This is a genomic window from Lysobacter sp. Root916 (assembly GCF_001429785.1).
GTDB lineage: Bacteria > Pseudomonadota > Gammaproteobacteria > Xanthomonadales > Xanthomonadaceae > Lysobacter.
Genome location: NZ_LMJF01000014.1, coordinates 132,246 through 157,170 on the forward strand (window position 1 = coordinate 132,246; position 24,925 = coordinate 157,170).

Consider the following 24,925-nt stretch of genomic DNA (forward strand, 5'->3'; position numbering starts at 1 on the left):
TGATGCTCATTTCTACTAATCATCTGCAGCTCCCTTCGGTTGATCCTTGGCAGGCAGCGTCTGGAGCACGGGTTAGAGTGGGCTTCTAGAAAGTCGACTTTAACCCCTGTTTCGCACGATCAGATGCAAGTGAATGTCCATGTTTCTGCCCACTCCGGCCCGACTCTTATTCCTGTTCGAAGCCGGGAACGAGATCAGCGAATACCGTCGCTATTTGCTCAGGACTCAAACCGGCCGCGAGTCCTAGCTCAACCAAAAATTCACCAGCAAGATCAGACAGTCCTGTATTCGCGTTTAGTGCAGTCCAGACCAATCGGTTCAGCGCCACCGGTCGTCCACCTTCACTTAACGAAGGATCCTGATCTATCCGTCTTGAGAACACATTGAGTTGAATTGCATAGGACTCCTCTTTCCCGTTCAAAAAATTTTGCGCAGCCGCCACACCATCTCTTTGCGTGGCGTCCAGCGAGTCCCACAATAGCCTGCAAAATGCAATAGCAGCTTGAGGCACAAGGCTAGTGTTTTCGTCGAAATAGCCCGTACTGAGCACAGCATCAATATGCTCATATAAGTCGGAGCTAGTAACAATATTAGAGCTCATTGACTGTTACCTTATGGAACAGCATGCCACGGAATGCGCGCGGCTTGCGATTGAAAACTGTCTGATCCGAGTTAGCGCTGGCGTTTGGCTAGAGCCTGAGCGCGGTCAACTCCTCTTCCCGCCTGGCCCGAGACCAAGGCGCGGCCGTCAGTCAGAACTGCACTCTGAGCCCTGTTCGCGACCGCCGCACGGCCGTCATTCATTCGGAAGAGAAACATCTAAGCCAAACATGCCGTCACCGGACCAATGCCAGGGTTTTGGCAAAGCATCAAAGTGCACATGAAGCCAAGTATCCAAGCGCACTCCAATTTCGCAGCGCGAAATCTTGAGATCATCGATTGCAACAATCAATTCACCCCCAGCACGGGCATATGAAATTTTGGCCCGATCATGCAATTTGACCCACGGATTCTTTAGGGGATCCAGCCATACCGACGTCCTCGCTTGGGCTTCCTCGATTGGAGTGCACTTAAGCGTGCCCGTCTTATCGTGCGCCGTTACGAACGCAATAATTTCAAATCCGGAGGATTTGCGGGCTTCCACAACCTCCTTGTCGATATCGAAAGTGACATCGCCGTTTGAATACGCAAGATTTTTCTTCAAATTGGTGGCCACGCTTACTTCTGGCTCTCGAACACAACCAACAGTAGAAGTAGCAAGGCATGCCGCAAAGAGAATTGACTTAATCATGGCTTCAGTGCCTCCGTGGCTTCTTTTTCTATGAGAGGCCCTAGGCGATTCAGCATTTGCCCGACGGCCGCCCCCTTATTCGAAAAGTCACGAGAAGCTCCGCCAATCGCGTGCGCCGTGAAATCTTCGCTCATTAGTGAAGAATAGGAATGTCCAGTTTCTTCGCGAAAGTCGCCTAGCGATTGCCCCCGCAGACTCGCTGCGGAGGTGACGTGAACAAGATCTACCGAAACTAGGGTCAGAGTAGGCTTTTTTGAAAGTCGACCCTACCCCCTTGCTTCCCGTACAGCTCACATGAAGTCAGGGACCTGCCCAAAGCATTCCCTGAGATGTTCCAGATTGACGGACAGTGCCAAGCTCAATCTGCACCTTAAAGCAGTGCTCCCATATGGTATGCGTCCGGAAACTGCGGCTCAAACCCTCCGCCTGAGAATGGCGCCTGTACAGTGAGAGATCCAGGGTACTCGCCGGCCGCGACCATAATCTCTTTCGCTTGAGAGCTCCTTAGAACGATCCCCGACTCAATCAAGTATTTTTCATCCTCATGCAAGAGTAAATTAACTCCCTCAATTTCGAATGACTCAATACCGACCATTACTCCTTCCAGTTTAGACTGCTTGGCGCCCTCACAAATATTTATATTTATTGTTCCAAATTCTTGCCAGTTCTCTACTTGTGTACTCGATGCCGTTATCTCGACAACCAAGCCAGACCCTAAGAATAACTGCAAGAACCAAACGCTTTCGAGAGACTGTCCGTTTGGTACGCGATAGGAAACAACAGACTCTCCGGCAAGCTCCTGAGCAATTCGTTCACGAGTCACGCCTTCGATCTGGGCTAAAAATTTGAACTTCCCGTTCCGGAGCGTTTCAATCGTAGTGAAGGGTTTCATGTGGCTTATCTCCATTAGCGGGAATATCGATACTCTTACCACCAGAGCTATTTACTGGCCTGCCAAAAACTCCGTTCTCACCGACCATACTTCCTGGAGGGGCTTTGTCACCGGGTGCCCAGGGACGAACGCCGCCTGTAAGCGTCTCTAGATCTTTCTCATAATCTCCTTGACCGCCGTGCTCGGGCGCCAGTGTTCCGCTGGTATGGCGCTTCCCGGTGCTATTCGGACCGGCCAGAGGACTGCCTTGATCGCCAACTAGACCGGAAGGTAAATCTACCTTTCCAGTTGGCGAGCCTGTGGAGTCGGAATCCGCCGACGCACCCTCCCCCCCAGTCTCCACATCCGCCTCTGCTGACTGCTGGGCAACGGGCAACACATTTCCTTGCGAGCCAGCCCATGCCCCCGCAGCCGCCGCGATCGCAGCCCCACCCCAACGCACTAGCGTGCGTCGACAACTTGATATTCTCAAACAAATTAGCCCGCCCACGATGACCGGACCGGCCACTTGCCCGAGGCGCCCATCCGGGTCAACGAACTTGTAAGGATTGTTGTAGGCGTAGCTATAGCGATTAAGCAATCTCAGATCGCCCCTCTCTACAGCAGACACTGGGTCAACCGACAAGAACCGCCCCAACGTCGGATCGTAATACCGCTGCTGCATATACGTCAGCCCGGTCGCCCCATCCATCACGTGGCCGGTGTAGCCGATGCCGTTGATCGTCTTGTTGATCGGGCTGCCGTAAGGCTCGTAGTTCGTCCGCTCGATCACCGCGCCGCTGGTGTTCGTCGTCGCCACCGGGCTGCCTAGCGCATCGGTGTGGTGGTACTTGGTCGCGATGACCGTGTTGCTCGGCCAGTTGTGGTCGATGGTCGCGATCAGGCTGCCACCCAGGTAGACGTTCTCGTGGGTGGTCTGTGCGCCGGCGGTGGCTTGCGTGTAGCCGAACAGGTACTGCCCGGCCTGGCTGTACTGGAACAGGCGCACCGTGCCGTCGGCCTGCATGGTCTGCACGCGACGGCCCAGGCCGTCGTAGGCGTAGCTCTCTTTACCGGTTACGGCGCGCAGGCGGTTGCCGTAACTGAACTCGTAGCCCTGCCCGTTCTTGTTGTTGAGGTTGCCCTGGACGTCGTAGCCCAGGCCGGTGACGGTGGCGCCGCCGGCGTTCTGAACATTGGTCAGGCGGTTCTTGGCGTCGTACCAGTAGGTGTGCTCGCGCACGCCCGGGTGGCTGACGCTGCGCAGGTTATCGATCGGGTCGTAGGCGTAGTTGATGTAGTGCGTGCTGCCGCCGAACATCGCCGAGCCGGCCGACGTCAGGCGGTCCAGGCCGTCATAGCTCAGGTATCGATTGAAGTTGGCGCCTTGGCCGTTGTCGACGATCTGCGTCGTGTTCCCATTCTTGTCGTAGGTGTAGGTGTAACCGGCCACGCCGATGTCGCTGACCGTATCCGGCAGCTGACGGGCGTTCTGCGACATGGTGTGAACCACGCCGTTGCCGTAGGTGAACTGCTTGATCGCGCCGTTGGGGTAGTAGCTGACGCCGGAGGCGTAGGTGCCCTGGGTGGTGCTGGTGGGCGTGGTGGCCACCTGCGTCGGCTGGCCCAGTCCGTTGGGCGCATAGGTCACCGTCAGACCCGTCGGATAGGTCTGCACCGACAAGTGGCCATTGGGGTCGTAGCCGTAGCCCAGGGACCAGGCGTACCAGCCGGGCTGGCTGATGCTGTCGCCCTGGCCGTCGAGCAAGCGCCGCTTGTTGTAGTGGTAGGCGTTCACCCACGGCCAGGTGCTGTTGTAGCCGTTGTAGGTGGTGATGGTGGCCGGCAGGCCGTCCGGCGTGTAAGTCCAGGTCTGATTGCCCAGGCCGTCGGGGAAGCCGAGCTGGGTGAGACGATTGCGCGCGTCGTAGTTGCGGGTGACGGTGCGGCCACCGTTGTAGGCCGCCACATGGTCGCAGTCGACGGTGTTCAAACCCGACAGGCCTGCGGCCGACCAGTTCAGGTTGTCGTTGTTGTCGTAGCCCATGACCGTCGAACCGGTCTCGGGCTCGTCGGTGCGGCACAGGCGATTGACGCCGTCGTAGTAGTACTTGCGCAGCGCCTGCACGGGCTGGCCGGCGTAGGTGCCCGAGCGCAGCACCGACTTGGGCCGCAGGAAATAGGCCGGATCGCGATCGATGACGGTGGTGACGCCGGCCGGCTGGATGATCTCGATCGGATAGTCGGTGGTCGGCTGGTCCCAGGCCGCGTAACGAGTGCGGGTCTGCTGGCCGCGCGGGTCGGTGACCACGATGTCGCCGCCCGTCGAATAGGCGGTGGTGGTGGTGAGCTTGCCCAGCTCGGAGTCCTGCTCGAGCTTGGTCACGCGGCCGAGCGCGTCGTACTGCGTCCAGGTGCCGGTATCGATCGCCCAATTGCCGTCCGCGTACGGATTGCGCGGATACGAGGCGAAGGTCTGTCGGCCTTCGTGATCGTAAGCGCTCAGGGTGATGCGATAGGTCTGGTCGTTATTGGTGACGTCGCGCTCGTACTGCACGACCGGGCGCCATAGGGCGTCGTAGAAGGTCTGCTTCTCGTAGTTGCCCTGGACGGTGGACTGGCGCCAATGGCCGGCGGGGATGCCCATCTCGGCTTGATTCACCTGCACGAACGCACGGGTGAGCGTGTTCCAGTTGACGCTGTCGCCGACGGGATAGGCGATCGAGGACACGCGGCCCATGGCGTCGTAGCCATAGTTGGTCTTGTAGCCGTTCTCGTCGGCCACCCAGTCGATCCAACCGCTGTCGTTGACCTGGGCGGTCTGCGTACTGCCCGAGGGCGATTCGGGCGTGGCCGGGTGTTGGATGGTCTGCGGAATGCCGCGCTTCCAGCTCGACAGGGTAGTGATGTTGTTGTTGGCGTCCTTGACCGTGGCGACGGTACCGTCGGGGTTGTAGGTCAGGGTCCGCTTGCGGATACCGAACGTATAGAAATCCGTAGGCAAGGCGGTGACGGGGTCATACGTGGCCGAGGTAGGAATCGTGACGCCGCTGGATACCGAGGCGATCTGGCCCAGCACCCACTTCGACAGGTTGTCGTGGAATGTCGTGGCGTCGGTGCGCGCATAGCCTTGGCCGATGTTGCTCGAACGCGTCACCGTCTTCGGGCGAGCGAACTCATCGAATGCGTTGACTGCGTTGCTGTAGCTCACGCCATCCTGGCTGATGGTGGTGCGGGTAACAGGCTGAATCCGCGCCCCCATTCTTTCCTGGGTCAGGCTCAAACCGATTTTCGACGAGAAGGCCTGCGTTGCCAGCTCATCGTCGGGAACATAGTCGTTCAAGGTCGTACGCAGCGTCACGCCGGCCGCGTCCAGTTCCCTGGTCTCGATTAAGTAACCTTCGTTCTTCTCATAGGCAACGCCGAAGCGTTGGCGCAACTTTCTGCCGTCCGGCAACGTCGTTGTATTCCACTTCGATGTCAGTCCCGGGCAATCCGGCGACGCGGGAACGCATCGGTTTCCGATGCACTGAGGCGTTTCCGGTGTTCGCCCGCAGAAGCCGAGCGGCCAGACCCTTCCGTACTCGTACTGCGTGACCAGCGCAGAAACACCTGGGCCAGACACGGTCGAGTTAGTCAGGGAGAAGTTCTCGAAATAGTTGGGCACCAACAGCCTGTCATGCCCCGTTTCACCACTGCCCAAGGTGGTCGGCGCGCTGGCAACCCGCACGAAGGTCTTGTAGGAGGAGATGGCCGTTGCGTAGCTGTCGGAGTGGCCGTCTTTGATAGCCTGATTATAGATATCAGGATCCGTCAGGGTCATTTCCTGCACATGAGTGCTGGAGGTGCCTGTGGAGTTGCGAACAATGTCCAATGTGCAGCGGAACGGCACATGGACCCGATAGTGCCGGTCCAAGTCGAAAACGAACTTGCCTTGGGCACCACTGGGATGCGTGACGACGTACTCATAGTGGCCGTTGCCCATCGTCGACGAATCGCATGTCGCCTTGAAGTCGTTGACTTCCAGCATGTCCGGATCGTCGTAATTGGCACGCAACTCGCCCGAGCTGCCATAGCTCCAGCGCGAGCCGTCGGGCTGCGTGACCTGATACAGGTCAACGCCGACATAGGTATAAGCCCAGGACTTCCCGGCAGCGGTGGCCGTTACGATCTTGTCCCCTTGATAGGCGAGGGAAATCGCGCGACCGTCACTGCTGGTGATGCCCGTAAGCTTGTCTCCGGAGTAGGCGTAGTTAACCCAGTTTCCGAACCTGTCTTCGATACGAGTCGCGAGCAGATAGACACGCTTACGCGGCAGGACATACTCGAACCCGTTAGCCTTGCGAAGACTGCGCATTGAGCGTTCCACCGCCCAATCGAATCGATACTTCACGCCATCCGGCGTCAGAAGCATGAAGCCCTCTCCCGCGTAGCCGTTCTGTATCGCAGACAGGCAACTCAGGCGCCCCAGGTCACGGGTGGTCCATGGATAAACGACACCATCAGCAGGCGCTTTGTAGGTGCTTGGCACCCACTTGAGCAGGTTCTGCTCCCCTCTGCCCGGGAGATACAGGTGATAGCCACTCCACACCTCATCGGACGTGAAGTTCGTATGGTTGATGTACGGCTCGGAGGGGATCGAGCACCGCGAGAACCGCTGAGGCGACGTGGGGTTGGCAACGGTCCAACCCCAGGCGCTGGCGAATGTGCCCTCGATGTAGGGAACCTCGACTTCCCAGTTGCCGAAGCCCCCGAGGTAATTACGGCCAAACCGATCTTCAACGACATGGCGTCGCCCCAACCGAACCGGCAGCGAATTGTTCCCGAGGAGGTCGATGTCGACCGTGCGGAAGTACGTGGAGCCGTCGTAGCCGCTGATGTTCTCCCCGAACATGCCGGAGCTCAGTGCGGACACCTCCTGCGAAGCCTTGATCGCCTGGTCGTACTCCTGCCATGGCGCAGCTTCCTGTGCCATGACCATAGAACCGGCGGCGCACAAGAATAGCGCTAGGATACCGCGCAGCAGGAACGACATGGCGCGATTTCCAATGGCAATAGACGGCGCGACAGAGTGAAACGAAACGGCGGCGGCAGCGACCGCGCCTATCCGGTCAGAACGGGATTGCATATCGTGGATACTCTCGCCGAGCAGACCGGCGTGGACTCTTGCGCTTGAACTCAAGCCGGCGCGACCGGCTCCCCTAACGATAGTGTGAAGTCTAGAACAGAGCGCTCGCAAACATTGAGACGACGCGAGCGAACGAGCGCGCGCTTCGAGTGGCGAAGTTACGCAAATCGCGTGGAAAATAGGCCTTACAGATATGCCGCCGGCCTTTCATGCGGCGGCGCAGAGCACTACAACGGCAACGACGCCTGCAACGGCTCGATCGTCCCCTCGCCGCGCATCACCCGCTTGTACTCCGCGCGCGAGACCGAGATGTAGCGGTCGTTGCCGCCGATCTCCACCTGTGGGCCGTCCAGCACCGCGCGGCCGCGTTCGTCGACGCGCACGGTCATGGTGGCTTTCTTGCCGCTGTGGCAGATGGTCTTGATCTCGGTCAGTTCGTCGGCCCAGGCCAGCAGGTACTGGCTGCCTTCGAACAGTTCGCCGCGGAAATCGGTGCGCAGGCCGTAGCACAGCACCGGGATGCGCAGTTGGTCGACCACTTCGCTGAGCTGCCAGACCTGCGAGCGGGTCATGAACTGGGCTTCGTCGACCAGCACGCAATGCAGCGCGCCGTGGGCGGCGATGTCGGCGCGGATCAGCGCCTCCAGGTCCTGGTCGTGGCCGAAGCCGATGCCGTCGGCCTTCAGGCCGATACGCGAGGCCACGGTGCCGCTGCCGGCGCGGTGGTCCAGGCGCGGGGTCAGGATCGCCACGCGCATGCCGCGTTCGCGGTAGTTATGCGCGGACTGCAGCAGGGTGGTGGTCTTACCGGCGTTCATCGCCGAGTAGTAGAAATAGAGCTTGGCCATGCGCCTAGTGTAGGCATCCGCGGCGCAAGTTCCGAGATTGCGCGGTGGGGCGGTGGCGTGCTTGTGGGAGGGGCATAGGGATCTTTCCTGCTGCTGGGTAGTTCGGTGAGCGCAGAGCAAATCCCCCCTAACCCCCCTTTTTCAAAGGGGGGGGAACCGCGGGCAAGGGAGAGGTGACTCAGGGGTCGATCGTGGCCGTGCCCTCCCCCCTCTGGAAAAGCCGGGGTCAAGGGGGGCAGGCTCTTAACGAGCCCTCAATCCGCCGGCGTCTCGACCTTCTTGGCCTCGCCGACCTCGACCTGGCCGGTCAGGGTGCGCAGTAGCAGGCCCTGGTCCTTCCAGTAGGCGTCGGTGCGGGTGCGGTGCGGGCCGTAGAACTCGCCGGGGCTGACCCCGCGCATGGCCTGGGTCGAGACCGCACTGCCGCCTCCGCCGGCCCAGATGTCGGGCCGGCCCAGGCTCACCTCCAGACGTGCGGTCTGGGCGCCGACGCGGCTGCCGGTTTGATTGCGGGCGAAGTGGCGGATGTGCGAGTTGATCCGCGGCAGCGCGGTCGTATCGCCATAGCGGGCGTAGTAGCCCTCGCCCTGCACGGCGACAGCCACCTGCTGCTCCGGCGTCAGCGATTCCCAGATCTTCTCGCGCATCGCCAGCAGTGCGGGATTGTCGCCGCGCTCGGCCGCCAGGTCGGCCCAGACGTAGGCCAGCACGCGGTCGGACGGCGCGCCTTCGCCGAACCAATACATCATGCTCAGGAAGTGCTGCGAGTACTTGTCGGCGTAACGCGCGGCGTGACTGAACTGCTTGATCGCTTCGTCGTAGCGGCCGTTGTCGTAAGCCCAGATGCCGTGCCAGCGATGCAGTTCGTTCGGATGCCCCGCCGATTGCAGGATCGCGGCTTGGTAGATATCGAGATTGGTGGCGCGCTCGCGCTCCTGCGCGACCGGCGCGGCCACGGCGACCAGGGGCAGAAGGGAGAACAACAACAAGGGGCGGACTTTCATCTACGGCTCCTTGTGGATAGGGGCTCGCGACGCAGCGATGACAAGACGGACGGCGATCTCGCCGCAGTGTATCGCCACCGCCGGGCTGACGTTCCGACGGATTGCGCACCTTTCGCGGTGCGCCGACCTCGACCGCGCCCTGGTCGGGTTAGCGGTCCAGTTCCTTCCAGTGCGCGTTAAGCCGATGTAGGTCGCGTTGTTTGCCGTAGAGCCCAGCGTGGCCGCTGCGGCATGGGCGGCCGGCGCCGACCGCGAAGGCGCCGTGGACCGGTGCGTCATTGATGGCCACGGGCTGATTGCGGTAGTCGCCGCGGCTGCGTCTGTGCCGGCAGGTTCGACAGCGGCGCCGAGGCAAATCCCTGCCTGCCACGCGCTTTTCGCGCTGCCGCGCCGACTCACGGTCGGCGCGGCGGCGGAACGGTTTACGGCGTGGGCTTAGGCGCCGGTTCCTCGGGCACTTCCGGCACCGGAGCGTCGACCTGCGGACGGGTTTCCGGAATGCGCGAATCGACCTTGGGCGGCTCGCCTTCGCGTACCACTTCGACGTCGCCGACATCGACGCGGCCGATCGCCGGCTTCATCCACACGTTGTCCTGCCAGGCCCAGTACTTCTTGGCGTCCCAGTAGCGCTCGTCGTAGAACTTCGAACCCGGGATCGACTGTTCGCCAGCCGGGCCGGGCACCAGGATCTGCAGGTTGCCGGTGAAGCCGGTGCGGCTGCCGGTGACGTTGCGGCGGCCGGTGCGCAGCTGGAATTCGTAGCGCGGCTTGGCCGCCTCGTCGCCGAAGCGGGCGTACACGCCCTGGCCTTCGCTGGTCGCGCGTTCGCGTTCGGCCGGGCTCAGCGCGTTCCAGTAGCGCTCGCGCAGACCCAGGAAGCCGGCATAGCCGCGCTCGGCCGCCAGGTCCATCCAGGCATAGGCCAGCGCGCGGTCCTGCGGCGCGCCTTCGCCGTTCCAGTACATCTCGGCGACCATGCCTTGCGAGGGCTTGTCGGCGAAGAAGCTGGCGCGACGGAAATAACGCAACGCGTCGTCGAAACGCTTCTCCTTGTACGCGTCCATGCCCAGCATGCGGTACTTCAGGTCGGGATGGTGGGTCAGGAAGCCCGCGGTGATGAGCAACGGGTCTTCGACCGGGTCCGGCGGCGGCGCGGCCTTCTTCTCGGCCGCGATGGCCCCCAGGGACAGCGGCAGCAGGGCCAACAGCAGGATCGTCTTACGCATCACATCAATTCCTTTTTACGGTCTGGGGGTCCAGGGGACGGGCCTAGGGAAACCAGGGTAGCCGGTCTCGGCGGCCCAAGCGGGTAAACTCATGGGCTAGATAGACCGGCCCACCGGCCGAAAGATGACAACGATGCACGGCCTCAATCCCCCCCAACGCGCCGCCGTCCTGCACACCGACGGCCCCTTGCTCGTGCTCGCCGGCGCGGGCAGCGGCAAGACGCGCGTGATCGTCGAGAAGATCGCCCACCTGATCGCCTCCGGGCGGATGCCGGCCAAGCGCATCGCGGCGATCACCTTCACCAACAAGGCCGCCAAGGAAATGAAGGAGCGCGTCGCCAAGCGCATCAAGGGCGACGCCGCGGAAGGCCTGACCATCTGCACCTTCCATGCCCTGGGCCTGCGCTTCCTGCAGATCGACCACGCCAAGGCCGGGCTGCGGCGCGGCTTCAGCGTGTTCGACAGCGACGACTCCGCCGCCCAGATCAAGGACCTGCTGCCGCCCGGCAGCAAGCCCGACGTGCTGGACAACATGCGCAACCTGATCTCGCGCGCCAAGAACGCCGGCCTCTCGCCCGAGGAGGCGCTGAACCTGGCCGCCAGCCCGCGCGAGATGGAGGCCGCGCTGCTGTACCAGCGCTACCAGCAGCGCCTGAGCACCTTCAACGCGGTCGACTTCGACGATCTGATCCGCCTGCCGGTGCAGATGCTGGAAGCCGACGAAGACCTGCAGCTGGCCTGGCGCGAGCGCATCGGCTACCTGCTGGTGGACGAGTGCCAGGACACCAACGACGCCCAGTACCGCCTGCTCAAGTGCCTGGCCGGCACGCGCGGCCTGTTCACCTGCGTGGGCGACGACGACCAGTCGATCTATGCCTGGCGTGGCGCCAATCCCGACAACCTGCTGGAGTTGGGCAAGGACTATCCGACGCTGGAGATCGTCAAGCTGGAGCAGAACTACCGCTGCAGCAACCGCGTGCTGCGCGCGGCCAACACCCTGATCGCGAACAATCCGCACGAGCACCCCAAGACGCTGTGGAGCGAGCAGGCCGACGGCGAGCGGATCCGGGTCTGGGAATGCCGCGACAGCGCCCACGAGGCCGAGAAGGTCGCCAGCGAGATCCACTTCCTGGCCCAGAAGCACAGCGCGCCGTGGAGCGACTTCTGCATCCTGTTCCGCGGCAACCATCAAAGCCGCGCGCTGGAGAAGGCGCTGCAGTTGCTGCGCGTGCCCTACCACCTCAGCGGCGGCACCGCGTTCCTGGAGCGCCACGAGGTCAAGGATGCGCTGTCCTGGCTGCGCCTGATCGCCAATCCCGACGACGATGCCGCGTTCCTGCGCGCGGTCACCTCGCCCAAGCGCGAAGTCGGCGCGACCACGCTGGCCAAGCTCGCCGAGCTGGCTCAGCAGGCGCACATGCCGATGTCGCGCGCGGCCGAGTCGGTGGGCGCGCTCAAGCAGCTGCCGCCGCGCGCGGCCAACGCGCTGGACGGTTTCGTCAACATCGTGCGTTCGCTGCGCGGCGAAGCCCAGCGCATCAGCCCGGCCGAACTGGTGCGCGTGCTGGGCGAGCGCAGCGGCCTGCTCGCATCCATCCGCGCCCAATGCAAGGACGAGGCCAGCTTCCAGCGTCGCAAGCAGAACCTGGAAGAACTGTCGGACTGGTTCGACGGTGGCAAAGGCGCCGGCCCGGGCGAACTGGCCGCGCAGCTCGCGCTGCTGTCGCACGCCGACAAGGGCGAGGCCGGCAACCAGGTGCGCCTGATGAGCCTGCATGGCGCCAAGGGCCTGGAATTCCGCTACGTGTTCATCGTCGGCGTCGAGGAAGGCAATCTGCCACACGAGGCCAGCATCGAGGAAGGCCGCCTCGACGAGGAACGTCGCCTGATGTACGTGGGCATCACCCGCGCCAAGGAAGCCCTGTACCTGTCGCACTCGCGCGAGACCCAGCGCTGGGGCGATCGCATCCGCCTGCAGCCCAGCCGCTTCATCGAAGAACTGCCGGTGGGCGAACTGCAGCGCGACGGCGCCGACCCGGTCGCCGACGCGGCGCGCAAGCAGGAGCGCGCCAGCGCCGGCTTCGCCGCGATCAAGGCGCTGTTGGAAGGCTGAGCCGCGCAAGATCGAGCATCACCATGACCGACGATCGCAACGCGCTGCGCATCCGCGACATCGCACCCGGCGACCACGCCGCGGTGCTGGCGCTGAATCTGGAATCGGAGGCGCTGCTGAGCCCGATGGACGGCGCGCGCCTGCTCGAGCTGCTGCAGGAAACGGCCTACCATCGCGTGCTGGTCGACGACGGCGATCGCGTGCTCGCCTTCCTGCTCGCGTTTCGCGAGGGCTGCGGCTACGACAGCCCGAACTACCGCTGGTTCCAGGCTCACTACCCGCATTTTCTGTACATCGATCGGATCGCGGTGTCTTCGACGCAGCAGGGGCGCGGACTGGGCGCGGTGCTGTATCGCGACCTGTTCGCGTTCGCGCGGGCCAGCGGCACCGGCGCGGTCGCCTGCGAGTTCTACAGCCAGCCCCTGAACGAGGGCTCCAGTCGTTTCCACGCCAAATTCGGTTTCAGCGAAGTCGGCACGCAGTGGGTGGCCGAGGGCCGCAAACAGGTTTCGCTGCAGATCGCCGCGCTCTAGCGGCGCGCATGGGATTGCGCCGCAATCACGGTTGCGGGATGGTGCGAATCCCTGCCCCCGGTTTGGACACGAGCATGCCTGTTCCCGCCGTCTTGTCGCGTAGCGCTCTCGTTATCGCCCTGCTCGCCGCCAGTCCGGCCTGGAGCGGCGAACGCCCCGAGTTCCTGAAGTCCCCCGACCCCGCCGCCGCCAGCCTGCCGTTCTCCGAAGCGGTACGCAGCGGCGACCTGCTGTTCCTGTCCGGTCAGATCGGCACCGCCGCCGGCAAGAACGAACTCGTCCCCGGCGGCATCGCCGCCGAATCCGACCGCACCCTGCAACGCATCCAGGAAGTCCTGGAACGCCACGGCGCCTCGATGCGCGACGTGATCAGGTGCACCGTGTTCCTGGCCGACATCAAGGAATGGCCGGCCTTCAACGAGGTCTATCGCCGCCACTTCCAGGCCCCGTACCCGGCGCGCAGCGCGTTGGCCGCATCCGGCTTGGCGATGAACGCCCGCGTCGAAGTGGAATGCATCGCGCAAGCGCCCAAGCGCTGACGTTGCGCCGCTAGCTAGCCAGCAGCTCACGAGCACACGAACGGCAGCGCCGCAACTGCAATCGCTGTTGCCGTTGCCGTTGCCGTTGCCGTTGCCGTTGCCGTTGCCGTTGCCGTTGCCGTTGCCGTTGCATTGAAATCCAAAAGCACCGTACTCACACAAACAGCCGTAGACCCGCAGGGCGGCGCGCAAGACGCGCGCCGTTTTTCGAATCGACAGGGACGTCCATTCGAAAAATCCCGGCGAAAGCCTCGAACTCGCAGGGGAGGGTTGGTCACGCTAGCCCTTCTCTTTGGTTACTTTTGACCGAAGGGAATCCAGAAAGAGGCGACAGCAAAGCAACAGCAAATCCTCCCCAACCCTCCTTTTACAAAGGAGGGAGCTAGGAGCAAGAGGGGTCAGCATTTCCGATGGATGGAGCCAACGCCCAAAGAACAAGAGCGGCCAGCCGTCCCGCGCATGACCCACCCCACACCTCGGCTACACTTCAGCCCTTTCCAAGCCCCGGATCGCGCATGCACACCCGCGCCCTCACCCTCTCCGTCCTCGCCTGCGCCCTCGCCCTGGGCGCCTGCAAACGCACCGAACCCGCCGCCGAATCCGCCAAACCGGCCGAGCCCGCAGTGGCCGCCGCGCCGGCTAACGCCGCTGCCAGCGCCGCACCCACGACGCCGGCCGGCCCCGGCGCCGACGACAACCTCAACGCCGTGCTCTGGGTGCAGACTTCGGCCGAGTACCGCGCCGCTACCGAAACCGTCTACCGCGCCGCCGCCGACAAGCTGGACGTCGCGCTGAAGCAGAAGAACTGGGACGCCCTGGTACCGGACGAACGCGGCAACGCCGCCACCGGCCTGGCGCCGGCGGTGGTCATGGACGTGGACGAAACCGTGCTGGACAACTCGCCCTACCAGGCGCGGCTGGTCCGCGATGGCAAGCAATACGACGAAGTCAGCTGGGACGCCTGGGTCGCTGAGAAGAAGGCCAAGCCGCTGCCGGGCGTGGTCGACTTCGCCAAGGCCGCCAACGCCAAGGGCGTGACCGTGCTGTATCTGTCCAACCGCGCCGAGCACCTGCAGGCCGCCACCTTGGCCAACCTGCGCGCGGTCGGCATGCCGGTGAAGGACGACAGCGTCTTCCTCGGTCTGGGCACCTTCGTCGAAGGCTGCGAGCAGAACGGCAGCGAGAAGAATTGCCGGCGCAAGCTGGCCGGGCAGAAGTACCGCGTGCTGATGCAGTTCGGCGACCAGTTCGGCGACTTCGTGCAGGTGGTGGCCAACACTCCGGACGGCCGCAACCAGCTGCTGGAGCAGTACCACGACTGGTTCGGCGAGCGTTGGTGGATGCTGCCCAACCCGACCTACGGTTCCTGGGAGCCGGCGCTGTTCAACAACGCCTGGGACCAGCCCAGCGAGGCGCGTCGGGCCAGCAAGCGCGCGGCGCTGAACGTCGCGCCCTGAGGCCACGGCGCCGGCTTTGGCGCATCGCAGCATGGCGCCGCCATTTAAAATCAATGTTTTAGCGGACTTAATTTCAGGTATTGCATTAACTTCGTGGGCGACGTAGTCTGCTCCCGTCCGGCCTCGGCCGGAGCCATGCCACAACTCGAAATCCCGGCCTCGGCCGGTTTATAAGGAGGCCCAGCGCCTCCTTTTTTTATGCGCGACGTCCACGAGGCGGACCCGGGACGCTCCGGCTTGGTCGCCACGAAGACAGACGATCGGCGAAAAATCTGCGCCATTGGCCGCCATTGGCTGCTTTTAGTCGAATGCGAGCGCCGACCTTGCCCAATCCGTCGGCAATGCCTGTGTCGCCTGCGCGGACCAGGATCCGGAACCGACTTGGCTTGTGGCCGACCCCGGCGCCGGCCAAGATGCCGCTTGCGACTGGGGAGCCGCCTCATGCCACCGATTCGACGCGCCTTGGCCGCGTTGCTGCTGATCGTCGTCGCCTGCGGCGGCTGCGATCGCGCGCCGCTGAGCGATCACGACGCGCCGCCCAAGCTGCCCGCCGAAGCGGTGCAGCAACTGGTGCGCGACCTGCGCCGCAACGATCTGGCCGGCTATGCGCGCCATGCGGTGCCGCCGGCCCTGCACGACCGCCTCGAAACCGCCTGGCGCGAGGGCCGCACCACCTGGCCGCTGACCGAGCTGCCGCTGGAGGATCGCCTGCCCGGCTTCCTGCAGGCCCTGGCCGCGCCCGGCGCGGAGAAGAAACTGCAGGCCGTCTACCAGCGCCAGTTCGCCGGCGCTCACGCGGAACTGCGCTCGGCCGCCGCCACCCTGGGCCTGTTCGCGACCCAGTACGTGCGCAGCGAAGGCGACTACAGCACCGAGGAACGCGACCACTACGCCCAGCTGATCGGCGCGATCAGCGCCTGGGGCCAGCGCGCGCCGCTGGGCGATCCCAAGCGCGCGCGCGTCGCGATCGCGCAGCTGGCCGCGGCCGCGCGCCAGACCGGCCTGACCGGCGCCGACGCGCTGCGCCTGACCGGCATGGACCGCAGCCTGGAACGGCTGGGCCCGTTCTTCGGCCGTTTCAAGCAGACCCTGGTCGGCTACGGGCTGAACATCGACGCCAGCCTGGACCGGGTCGAGGCGACCCTGGCCGAACAAACCGGCGAGCGAGCACGCGTGCGCATCCGCTACACCATGGCCGACCAACCGATCGACGCCTATGTGCGGGTCGAACGCCACGACGGCCGCTGGTACCTCAGCGACGTGCTGCGCCACGCCGAGGCCGAGGCCAGCCGCACCGCCAGCGCGCGCAGCGCCCAGCCGCACGCGCCCGTCGCCAAGACCGCGCCCTAGGTCGCGCGCGGCCAGCGCGCGCATGGCGATGCCCGCGTCGCGCGACGCCGTCGCGTCCCCGCGAGCAGCCCCAATCCGAATGGGCATAATGGCGCCGATGCCGAAACAAACGCCCCTGCCTTTCCCCAACGCCGAGCCGGCCCGTCCGGACGGCGCCACGCCCAGCGCGACCACCGCCGACGACAGTCTGGTCGAGCCCGGAGCCGACCCGGCGACCGCGCCTGACGCCAGCGAAGCCGACATCTTCACCGCCGAAGCCGGCACGTTGGCCGACGTAAGCGCGGACGCCGCAGCGCCAGAGCACGCCCCGGCAGAGGCCGAGCGGCCGCCGGCCGCCGAAATCGCAGCCGCCGACCGCGCTGCTACCGAGCACGACCCGGACCAGCCCGAACTGCCGATGCCGCCGCCTCCGCCGCCCGTGGTCGAGACGCGTGCGCTGCCGCCGGCGCGCCGCCCCTGGTGGGCCAAGCTGCTGGGCCGCCTGATGGCGCCGTGGGTGCAGCTGACCATCGAGCCCAAGTCGCCGTCCGAGCATGTGGCCGAGGAATGGAACGGCCGCCCGGTCTGCTACGTGCTCGAGGACTACGGCCTGTCCAATGCGCTGATCCTGGAGCGCGCCTGCCGCGAGAGCGGCCTGCCCTCGCCGCTGCAACCGCTGCCGGGCGATCCGCTCGGCCGCAAGCGCGCCTATGTCGCGCTGTCGCGCCGCAACGCCGGCGGCACCCTGGCGCCGCTGCAATCCCTGGGCGAATCGCTGGGCGCGGCCACGCCGCAACCGCCGCCGGCCAAGACCCACTCCGGCTCGCTCGCGCGCCTGCTCGATGCGCACCGCGCCGATCCGGAACTGGACGTGCAACTGGTGCCGGTGTCGATCTTCGTCGGTCGTGCGCCCGATCGCAGCACGGGCTGGTTCTCGGTGCTGTTCTCGGAAAACTGGACCCTGGTCGGCCGCTTCCGCCGCCTGCTCGCGATCCTGCTCAACGGCCGCCATACCCTGGTGCGGTTTTCGCCGCCGGTCTCGCTGCGCGGCATCGTCGGCGAAGGCCTGCCGGCCGAACGCACGGTGCGCAAACTCTCGCGCGTGCTGCGCACCCACTTCCGCCGCATCCGCGCCGCGGTCATCGGCCCGGATCTGTCGACCCGCCGCCTGCTGGTCGATCAGGTGCTCGCGTCCGAACCGGTCAAGGACGCGATCGCCGACCAGGCCCGACGCGACAACAGCTCGCCGGTCGACGCCTGGAAGAAGGCGCACGCGATCGCCTACGAGATCGCGGCCGACTATTCGCATCCGGTGGTGCGCTCGGCCAGCTTCCTGCTCACTCCGGTCTGGAACCGCATCTACCGCGGCGTGCTGGTCCATCACCTGGACAAACTCAAGCAGGAAGCGCCCGGCTTCGAAGTGGTCTACGTGCCCTGCCACCGCAGCCACATGGACTATCTGCTGCTGAGCTACCTGCTCTACACCAAGGGCATCGTGCCGCCGCACATCGCCGCCGGCGCCAATCTCAACCTGCCCGTGGTCGGCACCATCCTGCGCAAGGGCGGCGCGTTCTTCCTGCGTCGCAGCATCCGCGGCAGCGCGCTGTATTCGGCGGTGTTCTCCGAATACGTGGCGCAGCTGGTCGCGGGCGGCTATTCGATCGAATACTTCATCGAAGGCGGGCGCTCGCGCACCGGCCGACTGCTGCCGCCCAAGGGCGGCATGATCGTGATGACCGTGCGCGGCTTCCTGCGCCAGCCCACCCGGCCGGTGCTGTTCCAGCCGGTCTACATCGGCTACGAGAAGCTGATGGAAGGCAACAGCTACCTCGACGAGCTGTCCGGCAAGCCCAAGGAAAAGGAATCGATCTGGCAGCTGCTGTGGGGCATCCCCAAGGTGCTGCGCTCCAACTACGGCCAGGTGGTGGTGAACTTCGGCGAGCCGATCCGGCTCAACGACGTGCTCGCCGAGCACGCGCCGGAATGGGACGGCCGACCGGTCGGCGAGGACGACAAACCGCAGTGGCTGTCGGACACCGTCGCCGCGCTGGCCGAACGCATCCAGGTCAACGTCAACCGCGCCGCCGACGTCAATCCGATCAACCTGCTGGCGCTGGCCCTGCTGTCCACGCCCAAGCACGCCATGGGCGAGGCCGACCTGCTGGCCCAGATCGCGCTGTCCAAGACCCTGCTGGCCGAGCTGCCGTATTCCGACCGCGTCACCGTCACCCCGCACACGCCGCAGGAAATCGTCGCCCACGGCGAAGAGATCAACGTGCTCGAGCGCATCGCCCATCCGCTGGGCGACGTGTTGGGCGTGGACGGCGAAGACAAAGCGGTGCTGCTGAGCTACTTCCGCAACAATGTGCTGCACCTGTTCACCGGGGCGTCGTGGATCGCGTGCTGCTTCCAGCACAACCGCCGCATGAGCCTGGCCGGCGTGCTGCGCCTGGGCCGCAGCGTGTACCCGTTCCTGCAGGCCGAGCTGTTCCTGCCCTGGACCGAGGACGAATTCGCCCAGCGCCTGACGCTGACGGTCGAGGTGTTCATCCGCGAAGGCCTGCTGGAACGCGTGAGCGACGACGACGGCGGCATCCTGGCACGCAACGCCGGCCAGACCGACGAAGTGTTCCGCCTGCGCGCGATCGGCCACTCGCTGCAACAAGCCTTCGAGCGCTACTACATCGCCATTTCGGTGCTGGTGAAGAACGGCCCGGGCACGATGTCGGCGGGCGAACTGGAAAGCCAGTGCCAGCTGGCCGCGCAGCGCCTGTCGCTGCTGTACGCGCCGGCCGCCCCGGAGTTCTTCGACAAGACCCTGTTCCGCGGCTTCATCCAGAAGCTGCGCGAGCTCAAGCTGGTCTGGCCCGACAGCAACGGCAAGCTCGCCTTCGACGCGCGTCTGGATGCCTGGGCCAAGGACGCCAAGGTCATCCTCGGCCGCGAACTGCGCCACACCATCGAGAAGATCAGCCCCGAGATGGCCAAGCCGGCCGCGACGGATAACGTCGAACCGGCCTAAGAAAGCGTGCTGGCTTCGTTTCGCGCGCGAAGCCTCGATGACAACGATTCGACATACGATTGCGCCCTTCAGCGTGCGCAGATCAATGGGGACCTTATGAAACGACTCGTGGCTCTTGTCGCGCCCGTCATTGGGCTGTATGCGTTCGCGGCCTGTTCGCCAGCGCTCGCCAACGACGACGCTCAACACGGCTTTACGGAGGAGCAAACGCGGCTGGCCGCAAGCTTGCCCGTCTATGTGATACCGCAGCACCCGCGCCTGCGCCCTCAGATGTTCATCACCTCGGTGTCCGGTCCGCATGCGTCAAGCATGGGCCATATCGGAAACTTCACCATCACCGGATTCCCGCCCGCCGAGGCCGCCAGCCTGAGCGCCCTCGTGGGCGCCGGCGCTGGGGCGCAAGTGCTCTCGGCTGCGGTCATAATGGAACAAGGCCGCGGACGCGCGCAACGCAATTTCGACGCGGTCCAGCAAGCCCGCTGCGATCTACCGGTCGATGACCTGCAGAGGGCGGTGGTCGACTCCATACGACGATCCTCATGGGGCGCCACGACCAATGCGAAAACCGACTTTTTCGTCGACGGCTCGCTCGACCGCAAGCGCTTGCCTCCCAAGGATGAACCCAGATTGGTTTTCGTCGTAGGCGCCGGCTTTTCCGTCGACTTCGCCCATCTGATGACCACTGTGGACGTGCTCGCTTACGCTCCCGAAGGTTCCGGCTCTGCCTGGAAGCGCGAATCCCGATGGCTTTACAGCTTCGTGGCGGTTTCGGATCCGATACAGCTGGATGCGAAAACAACCGCGGACATAGACGCCATGACCCGGGCCGAGTACAGCCGTTACGCCCTCACGGGCAATGAGGCCCTGGTCAGAAAAGTCAACAACGCGGGCTTCTACGCCGAGAAGACCGAGCGACGAAAGGCCACTGTGGCTGCAACGATGCACAAGCAGAACCTGAAGGTCTCCGCGGAAACCGAATGGTCGCCGGACGCGAGGGGATTGCGCAGCAGCCAACTGTGGGCGGAGAACGACTGTGCGCGCACGCGGGACGCGTTGGTGCGCAACACGGAGGAGATCAGTCGGATGCTCGGCGCCCTGTACGCGCAGAAACTCCCGCTGGAAAAAGCGCCAGCGGAAGCCACGCAAGCGGCCACCTCGTCGGGCCAGCGCTATATCTATGCACTTCCTGGCGGGCTGTACGTTTCCCGCAACGAGAAGCTCGCCGTGGACTTGGCTAACCGCCATTACTTGATGCCCGACTGATGCCGATGGTCGCGGCGCGCCTGCCTTCGCCGCTATGCATCCATCGCAGTCTTGCGGTACCGGCTGGGTCCGGCGCTGGAACACGCCGGCTTCCAGGATGAGGCATCGTCCGCGGGAGAGAGTCCGGCGACGCCCTTACGTTGCGATCGTCGCCGGCGCGGCGCGCCCTCAGGGATGAGCCGCCTTCGCCTCGGGCAGGCCGACTTCCAGCGTCAGCGACGCGTTGTGGCTTTCCCACAAGGTCGGATCGATCTTCTCGTGGAGGGTCACGAACAGCAGGTACAGGCCCGCCTGGCTCGGACGGAACGCGATCTCGCCGGCGGCGTCGGAGCGCAGGTTGCTGTCGCGCGCGTTTTCCACGTCGTACAGATCGCCGTCGCGGTGGGTGACGTAGTGCTCGTTGTCCGCCACCACCACCATGCGCGCGTTCGGCACCGGCTTGCCGTCGCGCAGCACGCGCAGGCGCAGCTTGCCGCCCAGCATGAGACGGTTGGGTGAGGACAAGGGCACGATCTCCACGCCGGCGTTCGACGGACGCGGCGTGTACGCGGGCTCGCCCTTGGCAAGATAAGTGTCCGCGCTGCTGAAGTATTTCAGCGACGTGGCCGCGCCCTGTTTGCGCGCGATGTCGTCGGAGAAATAGAGCTTGCCGTCCGCGGTTTCCACGGCCTTGTACGTCGGCCCCGGACGCACGCCGGTGCTGATCCGGTAGGTACCGTCGTGCGCCAGGGTCGGTTCCAGATAGACCGCACCGCGGGTTTTCGCACTGGCCTTGATCGCCGCCTGCGTGCCGTCCGGGGCGGTGATCGAGAAGTTCGGCGAGTCCATCGCGAAGTCGGCCTGGAACGGAAACTCCGTGAAGGCCGATTCCACCTGCACGCGTGGGTTGAGCACGTTGAACTGGTTGGGCTTGAGGAAGGGCACGTGCGCGGCGGCGGACGCGGTCGCCAGGCACAGGGCCAGGCCACCGAAGGCGGTCTTCAATCGGGTCATGGGGGGTCCGGAATGGGGAGGGAATCGCGCCGACGATTCTAGACGCTGGTCGGCCCAAGCTCGGTGCGCGCTTGCTAGGATGCGACGTCGCCCGCCAGGAAGGATCCGATGAGCGTTTCCACCGCCAGCCCGGTCGCCGAGCGCGCACCCGCGCAGCACACCTGGTTGGAAATCCCGCTGCTGTCCGCGCGCCTGCTGTGGCGGCACTGGCCGGCGTTGGCGTTCTGGTTCTTCGCCCAGCGGGTCTGCTACGACCTGCTGATGAACCTGGCGGTCAAGCTGGGCGAACGCTCGGTGCTGATGTCCTTCGCCGCGCTGTCGGTGCTGATCGTGACCCAGCTGGTCGGCACCATCTTCATGTTCCAGTCGCTGCGCCCGTCGCTGCCGATGCTGGCCCACGGAGCGGTCACGCCGGACACCAAGGCGGTGCGCAAGCAATGGATCACCGCGCTGGCGATCGCGCTGCTGCCGTTCTTCGCCTACTACGTGGGTTGGGGATTGCTGGAAGGCCTGCGCCGCTACTTCGCCACCGCCTACCTCTTCAGCGTATGGGAACGCGAGGACCTGCTGCACGTGCTCAGCCTGAAGGGCCTGTGGATCGCGCTCGCGATCGCCTGGGCGGTGCGCTGGTTCAGCCAGCGCCGCGTCAAGGCCACCGGCCATGTCTCGTGGAACGTACTGGCGACGGTGTGCGAGGCCTACTGGGTGTTCGTGGGCGTGGCCGCGATCGGCCAGGCGATCCAGACCGGCAAGGACTGGTGGCACGAACGCGCGGTGTACGTGGCGGTGGGCGAATGGTGGGAAAGCCCGACCGCGCTGTTCCAACTGTTGGCGCCGGCCAAGCGCGCCTTGGCGCCGCTGTGGGATTTCCTGACCACCGCCGCCGGCGCGGTGGCGCTGCCGCTGATCTGGCTGGCGATCACCGCGATCGTGTACGGCATCGATCTGCGCAAGGCCCAGCGCCTGGACCAGGCGGATGCGCCGCTGGAGCGCGCGGTCGCGCGCTTCAAGTCCATGCATTTCACCTTGCGCATGCTCGCCGACAAGGCCAGCGCGGGCTGGACCAGCAAGGGCGTGCCGGTGGTCAACAGCCTGCGCCTGGTGCTGCGCGCGGGCCTGCCGGCGCTGCTGACGCTGTGCGTGTGCTGGCAGTTGCTGGCGTATCTGGATTCGTGGTCGTGGCGCTGGATGCAGCAGCTGGTCGGCCCCAAGGATCCGGCCTGGCAGAGCGTGGAAGGCCAGATCTACGCGGTGTTCCTCAACACGCCGCTATCGTTCCGCACCTCGCTGCTGACCGACGTGCTGCGCGTGGTACTGCTGGCGGCGACCTTCGACCGCGCGATCGCGCGCTTGCCGCGCGCGGGCTGAAACGATCGCTCACGGACTTCGCGCCGCGCTCTTACAACGAAAAATCGAGATAACGCCCGTCGGCTTTCTTGGTGTTCTTGAACTCGATGCGCGCGCGCAGCGCGTCCGGGCGCTGACCGCGCGGCAGCACGAATGCGTGCTGGAACGCGAACGGCTGCGCCGGCACCGCGATCACGCGCTTGAACGCGTCGTCGTAACCGCTGCCGCAGGTCTCCGGCAGGCGCGGCCCGGACAGGCGCGGCAGCGCGGCGCCGCCGGTGTCCCAGCGCCGCCCCTGGGCATCCACGATCGCGCCGCGGCATAGGTCGAGATCGCTGATCTTGGTGTCGGGATCGGGGATCACCTCGTAACGCAGCAGCAGCACCTCGGCATCCTTGCGCAGCGGGCCGCGCAGGCGCGGATCGCCGGCGATCATCGACTCGGCGGAGATCAACTTCCAGCGCGCGCCGGCGAAGGCGGTCCAATCGCCCTTGGCCGCGGTCACCGCCACGCTGGGATTGCGTTCGCGATACTGCCGCAGCGCATCGCGATAAGGCAGCCACAGCGCCAGCGCGCCCAGCACGGCGGTGCCGAGCAGCCAGCCCGCGTTGCCTCGCCACCAGCCGGTCGCGGGGGCAGCTTTCGTCGTCGTCGGTGTGGCGTTCACAGGCGCAGGTCCAATACGGGTTTGGCGTCAGCGATCAGCTTGCCGGCGGCGGTTTTATCCAAGCCCAAGTCGACATCGACCAGACTGTCGCCCCCCACCGGCAAACCGTTGCCCCAATACAACTGCAGATGCGCGCCCTCGATCTGCTCCGGCGGCAGCTCGAAGAACCACGCGCCTTCCTCGGCCAGGCCCGGCGCCAGTTCGCGCTCGCTGAGGTTGAAGCCCTTGAGCTTGGGGCGTTCCTTGTTGGAAGCGACGTAAACCAATCCGTCGCGGGTGCGCAGCTGCGCGGTCAGGTAACCCGGACGCTGCATCGCTTCGACCTTGGCCAGCACCGACAGCCACACGCCGGGGCTGCGCAGGGTGCGGTCCTCGGAATCGCCGTAGTCGCCCTTGAGCAGATAGGCATGGGCGACCTTGAGCCGGCCGACCTCGACCGCGAAATTGCGCCCGACCGCGCGCGCGGCCGGCGCCGATTGCAGCAGGGGCGCATCGCGCTGTTCGTAATCGGACTGGCCCTTGCGCAGCGCGACCACCGCGACCAGCGCCAGCGCGATCCACAGCGCGTCGCGCCAACGCCAACGCAGCAGGGGCTGGCGCGGCGCGGCGGCGGGCTGCGACGCGGTCACGGCGCCACCCGCCGGTCGCGCAGGTCCTGCACGGGCAGATCGAGTTTGGCCAAGGGCTCGCCCTGCATCCAGGCGCCCTCGTCGTTGAGATGGGCCTTGGCCTTGTAGTCGCGCGCGAACAGGCCGAAGGTCTGGCGCGACGCGTAGACGTAATCCGGCGGCAGCTTCCAGACCAGATCCACGCGCTGAGTCATGCGCGGATGCAGATCGGCGATCACGCTGTGGTCGTCGGCCATCAGCAGATTGTCGGCCTGCACCGGCTCGCGCTGGGCCGATACCAGGATCAGGTCCTTGTGCGGATAACCGAAGCCGCCGAAGCTGCGCCCGGTGCGGTTCTCGATATCGGTTTGCAGCACCAGGTAAAGCTGGTTCGGTTCGACCTGCCCACCCGGACGGTAGCGCGCCACCCAGGCGCGCAGCGGCGTCACCGCCATCGCGCCGGATTGCACGCGCTGGCCGGCCGAGTACTGCGGCAGGGGCTTGGTCTGGCTCTTGGCCCGCTTGAATCCGCCCAGTGCGAAAGTGACGACCAGCGCCACCGCGGCGAGGGCGGCGGCGGCTTGCCACCACGGGTTGCGCGCCGCGCCGATCAGTTCATCCTTGTTCGCCATGCAATAGCCCGTTGCGAGTGCACGCACCGTAGCACAGGGCTAGCGACCGGCTGC

The 24,925-nt window shown here is 65.1% G+C and carries 19 protein-coding genes; 8 read left to right on the forward strand and 11 right to left on the reverse strand.

Annotated features, from left to right (window positions below; genetic code table 11):
• Nucleotides 1-166: 166 nt before the first annotated feature.
• From ASE35_RS21305 to ASE35_RS15460, 7 genes are all read right to left on the reverse strand, one after another.
• Nucleotides 167-601: a hypothetical protein gene (locus ASE35_RS21305; RefSeq protein ID WP_157489509.1), complete on the reverse strand. Its 435-nt coding sequence runs from the start codon at nt 599-601 to the stop codon at nt 167-169.
• A gap of 195 nt (nt 602-796) precedes the next feature.
• The gene (locus ASE35_RS21310) at nt 797-1,216 is read right to left on the reverse strand and encodes a hypothetical protein (RefSeq protein WP_235570087.1); all 420 of its coding nucleotides are present in this window, start codon (nt 1,214-1,216) and stop codon (nt 797-799) included.
• A 445-nt stretch (nt 1,217-1,661) separates the two neighbouring features.
• On the reverse strand, nt 1,662-2,183 hold the full coding sequence (locus ASE35_RS21315; protein WP_157489511.1) for a hypothetical protein: 522 nt from the start codon (nt 2,181-2,183) through the stop codon (nt 1,662-1,664).
• Complete coding sequence (locus ASE35_RS22090; RefSeq protein WP_235570089.1) at nt 2,161-7,197, reverse strand: RHS repeat-associated core domain-containing protein; 5,037 nt, start codon at nt 7,195-7,197, stop codon at nt 2,161-2,163. Before ASE35_RS22090 ends, ASE35_RS21315 begins: the two co-directional genes overlap by 23 nt.
• 320 nt (nt 7,198-7,517) lie before the next feature.
• Nucleotides 7,518-8,138, reverse strand: a complete 621-nt coding sequence (locus ASE35_RS15450; RefSeq protein WP_057164410.1) for a thymidine kinase — start codon at nt 8,136-8,138, stop codon at nt 7,518-7,520.
• 254 nt (nt 8,139-8,392) lie between these two features.
• On the reverse strand, nt 8,393-9,142 hold the full coding sequence (locus ASE35_RS15455) for a sel1 repeat family protein (RefSeq protein ID WP_057164411.1): 750 nt from the start codon (nt 9,140-9,142) through the stop codon (nt 8,393-8,395).
• Nucleotides 9,143-9,564: 422 nt separating this feature from the next.
• Nucleotides 9,565-10,368, reverse strand: a complete 804-nt coding sequence (locus tag ASE35_RS15460) for a sel1 repeat family protein (protein ID WP_057160072.1) — start codon at nt 10,366-10,368, stop codon at nt 9,565-9,567.
• A 133-nt stretch (nt 10,369-10,501) separates the two neighbouring features.
• Between ASE35_RS15460 and ASE35_RS15465 the strand changes: the two genes are divergently transcribed.
• The 7 genes from ASE35_RS15465 to ASE35_RS15495 all read left to right on the forward strand — a co-directional run bounded on the left by ASE35_RS15465 (nt 10,502) and on the right by ASE35_RS15495 (nt 20,624).
• Nucleotides 10,502-12,481: a UvrD-helicase domain-containing protein gene (locus ASE35_RS15465; RefSeq protein ID WP_057160071.1), complete on the forward strand. Its 1,980-nt coding sequence runs from the start codon at nt 10,502-10,504 to the stop codon at nt 12,479-12,481.
• Nucleotides 12,482-12,504: 23 nt separating this feature from the next.
• The gene (locus ASE35_RS15470; RefSeq protein ID WP_057164412.1) at nt 12,505-13,014 is read left to right on the forward strand and encodes a GNAT family N-acetyltransferase; all 510 of its coding nucleotides are present in this window, start codon (nt 12,505-12,507) and stop codon (nt 13,012-13,014) included.
• A gap of 74 nt (nt 13,015-13,088) precedes the next feature.
• Nucleotides 13,089-13,553 (forward strand): Rid family hydrolase, encoded by a 465-nt coding sequence (locus tag ASE35_RS15475; protein ID WP_082607171.1) that lies wholly within the window; start codon nt 13,089-13,091, stop codon nt 13,551-13,553.
• A 515-nt stretch (nt 13,554-14,068) separates the two neighbouring features.
• The gene (locus ASE35_RS15480) at nt 14,069-15,010 is read left to right on the forward strand and encodes a 5'-nucleotidase, lipoprotein e(P4) family (protein WP_057164413.1); all 942 of its coding nucleotides are present in this window, start codon (nt 14,069-14,071) and stop codon (nt 15,008-15,010) included.
• A 441-nt stretch (nt 15,011-15,451) separates the two neighbouring features.
• Nucleotides 15,452-16,360, forward strand: coding sequence for a hypothetical protein (locus ASE35_RS15485; RefSeq protein ID WP_057164414.1), 909 nt, complete (start codon nt 15,452-15,454; stop codon nt 16,358-16,360).
• 97 nt (nt 16,361-16,457) lie between these two features.
• The gene (plsB, locus tag ASE35_RS15490; RefSeq protein ID WP_235570090.1) at nt 16,458-19,361 is read left to right on the forward strand and encodes a glycerol-3-phosphate 1-O-acyltransferase PlsB; all 2,904 of its coding nucleotides are present in this window, start codon (nt 16,458-16,460) and stop codon (nt 19,359-19,361) included.
• A gap of 96 nt (nt 19,362-19,457) precedes the next feature.
• Complete coding sequence (locus tag ASE35_RS15495; RefSeq protein WP_057164416.1) at nt 19,458-20,624, forward strand: hypothetical protein; 1,167 nt, start codon at nt 19,458-19,460, stop codon at nt 20,622-20,624.
• A gap of 168 nt (nt 20,625-20,792) precedes the next feature.
• Here the strand turns inward: ASE35_RS15495 and ASE35_RS15500 are convergent, their stop codons facing one another.
• Nucleotides 20,793-21,617, reverse strand: coding sequence for a DUF4198 domain-containing protein (locus ASE35_RS15500; RefSeq protein ID WP_057164417.1), 825 nt, complete (start codon nt 21,615-21,617; stop codon nt 20,793-20,795).
• A gap of 108 nt (nt 21,618-21,725) precedes the next feature.
• On the opposite strand from ASE35_RS15500, the gene ASE35_RS15505 reads away from it, so the two are divergent.
• Nucleotides 21,726-22,985, forward strand: a complete 1,260-nt coding sequence (locus tag ASE35_RS15505) for a hypothetical protein (protein ID WP_057164418.1) — start codon at nt 21,726-21,728, stop codon at nt 22,983-22,985.
• 31 nt (nt 22,986-23,016) lie between these two features.
• Here ASE35_RS15505 and ASE35_RS15510 read toward each other — a convergent pair whose 3' ends face one another.
• The 3 genes from ASE35_RS15510 to ASE35_RS15520 are packed head-to-tail and all read right to left on the reverse strand — an operon-like array spanning nt 23,017 to nt 24,871.
• Nucleotides 23,017-23,631 (reverse strand): hypothetical protein, encoded by a 615-nt coding sequence (locus ASE35_RS15510; protein ID WP_057164419.1) that lies wholly within the window; start codon nt 23,629-23,631, stop codon nt 23,017-23,019.
• Complete coding sequence (locus ASE35_RS15515; protein WP_057164420.1) at nt 23,628-24,260, reverse strand: hypothetical protein; 633 nt, start codon at nt 24,258-24,260, stop codon at nt 23,628-23,630. Before ASE35_RS15515 ends, ASE35_RS15510 begins: the two co-directional genes overlap by 4 nt.
• Nucleotides 24,257-24,871, reverse strand: coding sequence for a hypothetical protein (locus ASE35_RS15520; RefSeq protein WP_057164421.1), 615 nt, complete (start codon nt 24,869-24,871; stop codon nt 24,257-24,259). The genes ASE35_RS15515 and ASE35_RS15520 overlap by 4 nt, the downstream gene beginning before the upstream one ends.
• Nucleotides 24,872-24,925: the final 54 nt, after the last annotated feature.

What these genes read in the sequence shown, in the direction of transcription:
- ASE35_RS15465 (WP_057160071.1), top strand. Translation starts at nt 10,502, where the DNA reads ATGCACGGCCTCAATCCCCCCCAACGCGCCGCCGTCCTGCACACCGAC.
- ASE35_RS21305 (WP_157489509.1), bottom strand. Translation starts at nt 601, where the DNA reads ATGAGCTCTAATATTGTTACTAGCTCCGACTTATATGAGCATATTGAT.
- ASE35_RS15480 (WP_057164413.1), top strand. Translation starts at nt 14,069, where the DNA reads ATGCACACCCGCGCCCTCACCCTCTCCGTCCTCGCCTGCGCCCTCGCC.
- ASE35_RS22090 (WP_235570089.1), bottom strand. Translation starts at nt 7,197, where the DNA reads ATGTCGTTCCTGCTGCGCGGTATCCTAGCGCTATTCTTGTGCGCCGCC.
- ASE35_RS15470 (WP_057164412.1), top strand. Translation starts at nt 12,505, where the DNA reads ATGACCGACGATCGCAACGCGCTGCGCATCCGCGACATCGCACCCGGC.
- ASE35_RS15450 (WP_057164410.1), bottom strand. Translation starts at nt 8,138, where the DNA reads ATGGCCAAGCTCTATTTCTACTACTCGGCGATGAACGCCGGTAAGACC.
- ASE35_RS21315 (WP_157489511.1), bottom strand. Translation starts at nt 2,183, where the DNA reads ATGAAACCCTTCACTACGATTGAAACGCTCCGGAACGGGAAGTTCAAA.
- ASE35_RS15455 (WP_057164411.1), bottom strand. Translation starts at nt 9,142, where the DNA reads ATGAAAGTCCGCCCCTTGTTGTTGTTCTCCCTTCTGCCCCTGGTCGCC.
- ASE35_RS15485 (WP_057164414.1), top strand. Translation starts at nt 15,452, where the DNA reads ATGCCACCGATTCGACGCGCCTTGGCCGCGTTGCTGCTGATCGTCGTC.
- ASE35_RS15500 (WP_057164417.1), bottom strand. Translation starts at nt 21,617, where the DNA reads ATGACCCGATTGAAGACCGCCTTCGGTGGCCTGGCCCTGTGCCTGGCG.
- ASE35_RS15505 (WP_057164418.1), top strand. Translation starts at nt 21,726, where the DNA reads ATGAGCGTTTCCACCGCCAGCCCGGTCGCCGAGCGCGCACCCGCGCAG.
- ASE35_RS15460 (WP_057160072.1), bottom strand. Translation starts at nt 10,368, where the DNA reads ATGCGTAAGACGATCCTGCTGTTGGCCCTGCTGCCGCTGTCCCTGGGG.
- plsB (WP_235570090.1), top strand. Translation starts at nt 16,458, where the DNA reads ATGCCGAAACAAACGCCCCTGCCTTTCCCCAACGCCGAGCCGGCCCGT.
- ASE35_RS15475 (WP_082607171.1), top strand. Translation starts at nt 13,089, where the DNA reads ATGCCTGTTCCCGCCGTCTTGTCGCGTAGCGCTCTCGTTATCGCCCTG.
- ASE35_RS15520 (WP_057164421.1), bottom strand. Translation starts at nt 24,871, where the DNA reads ATGGCGAACAAGGATGAACTGATCGGCGCGGCGCGCAACCCGTGGTGG.
- ASE35_RS15495 (WP_057164416.1), top strand. Translation starts at nt 19,458, where the DNA reads ATGAAACGACTCGTGGCTCTTGTCGCGCCCGTCATTGGGCTGTATGCG.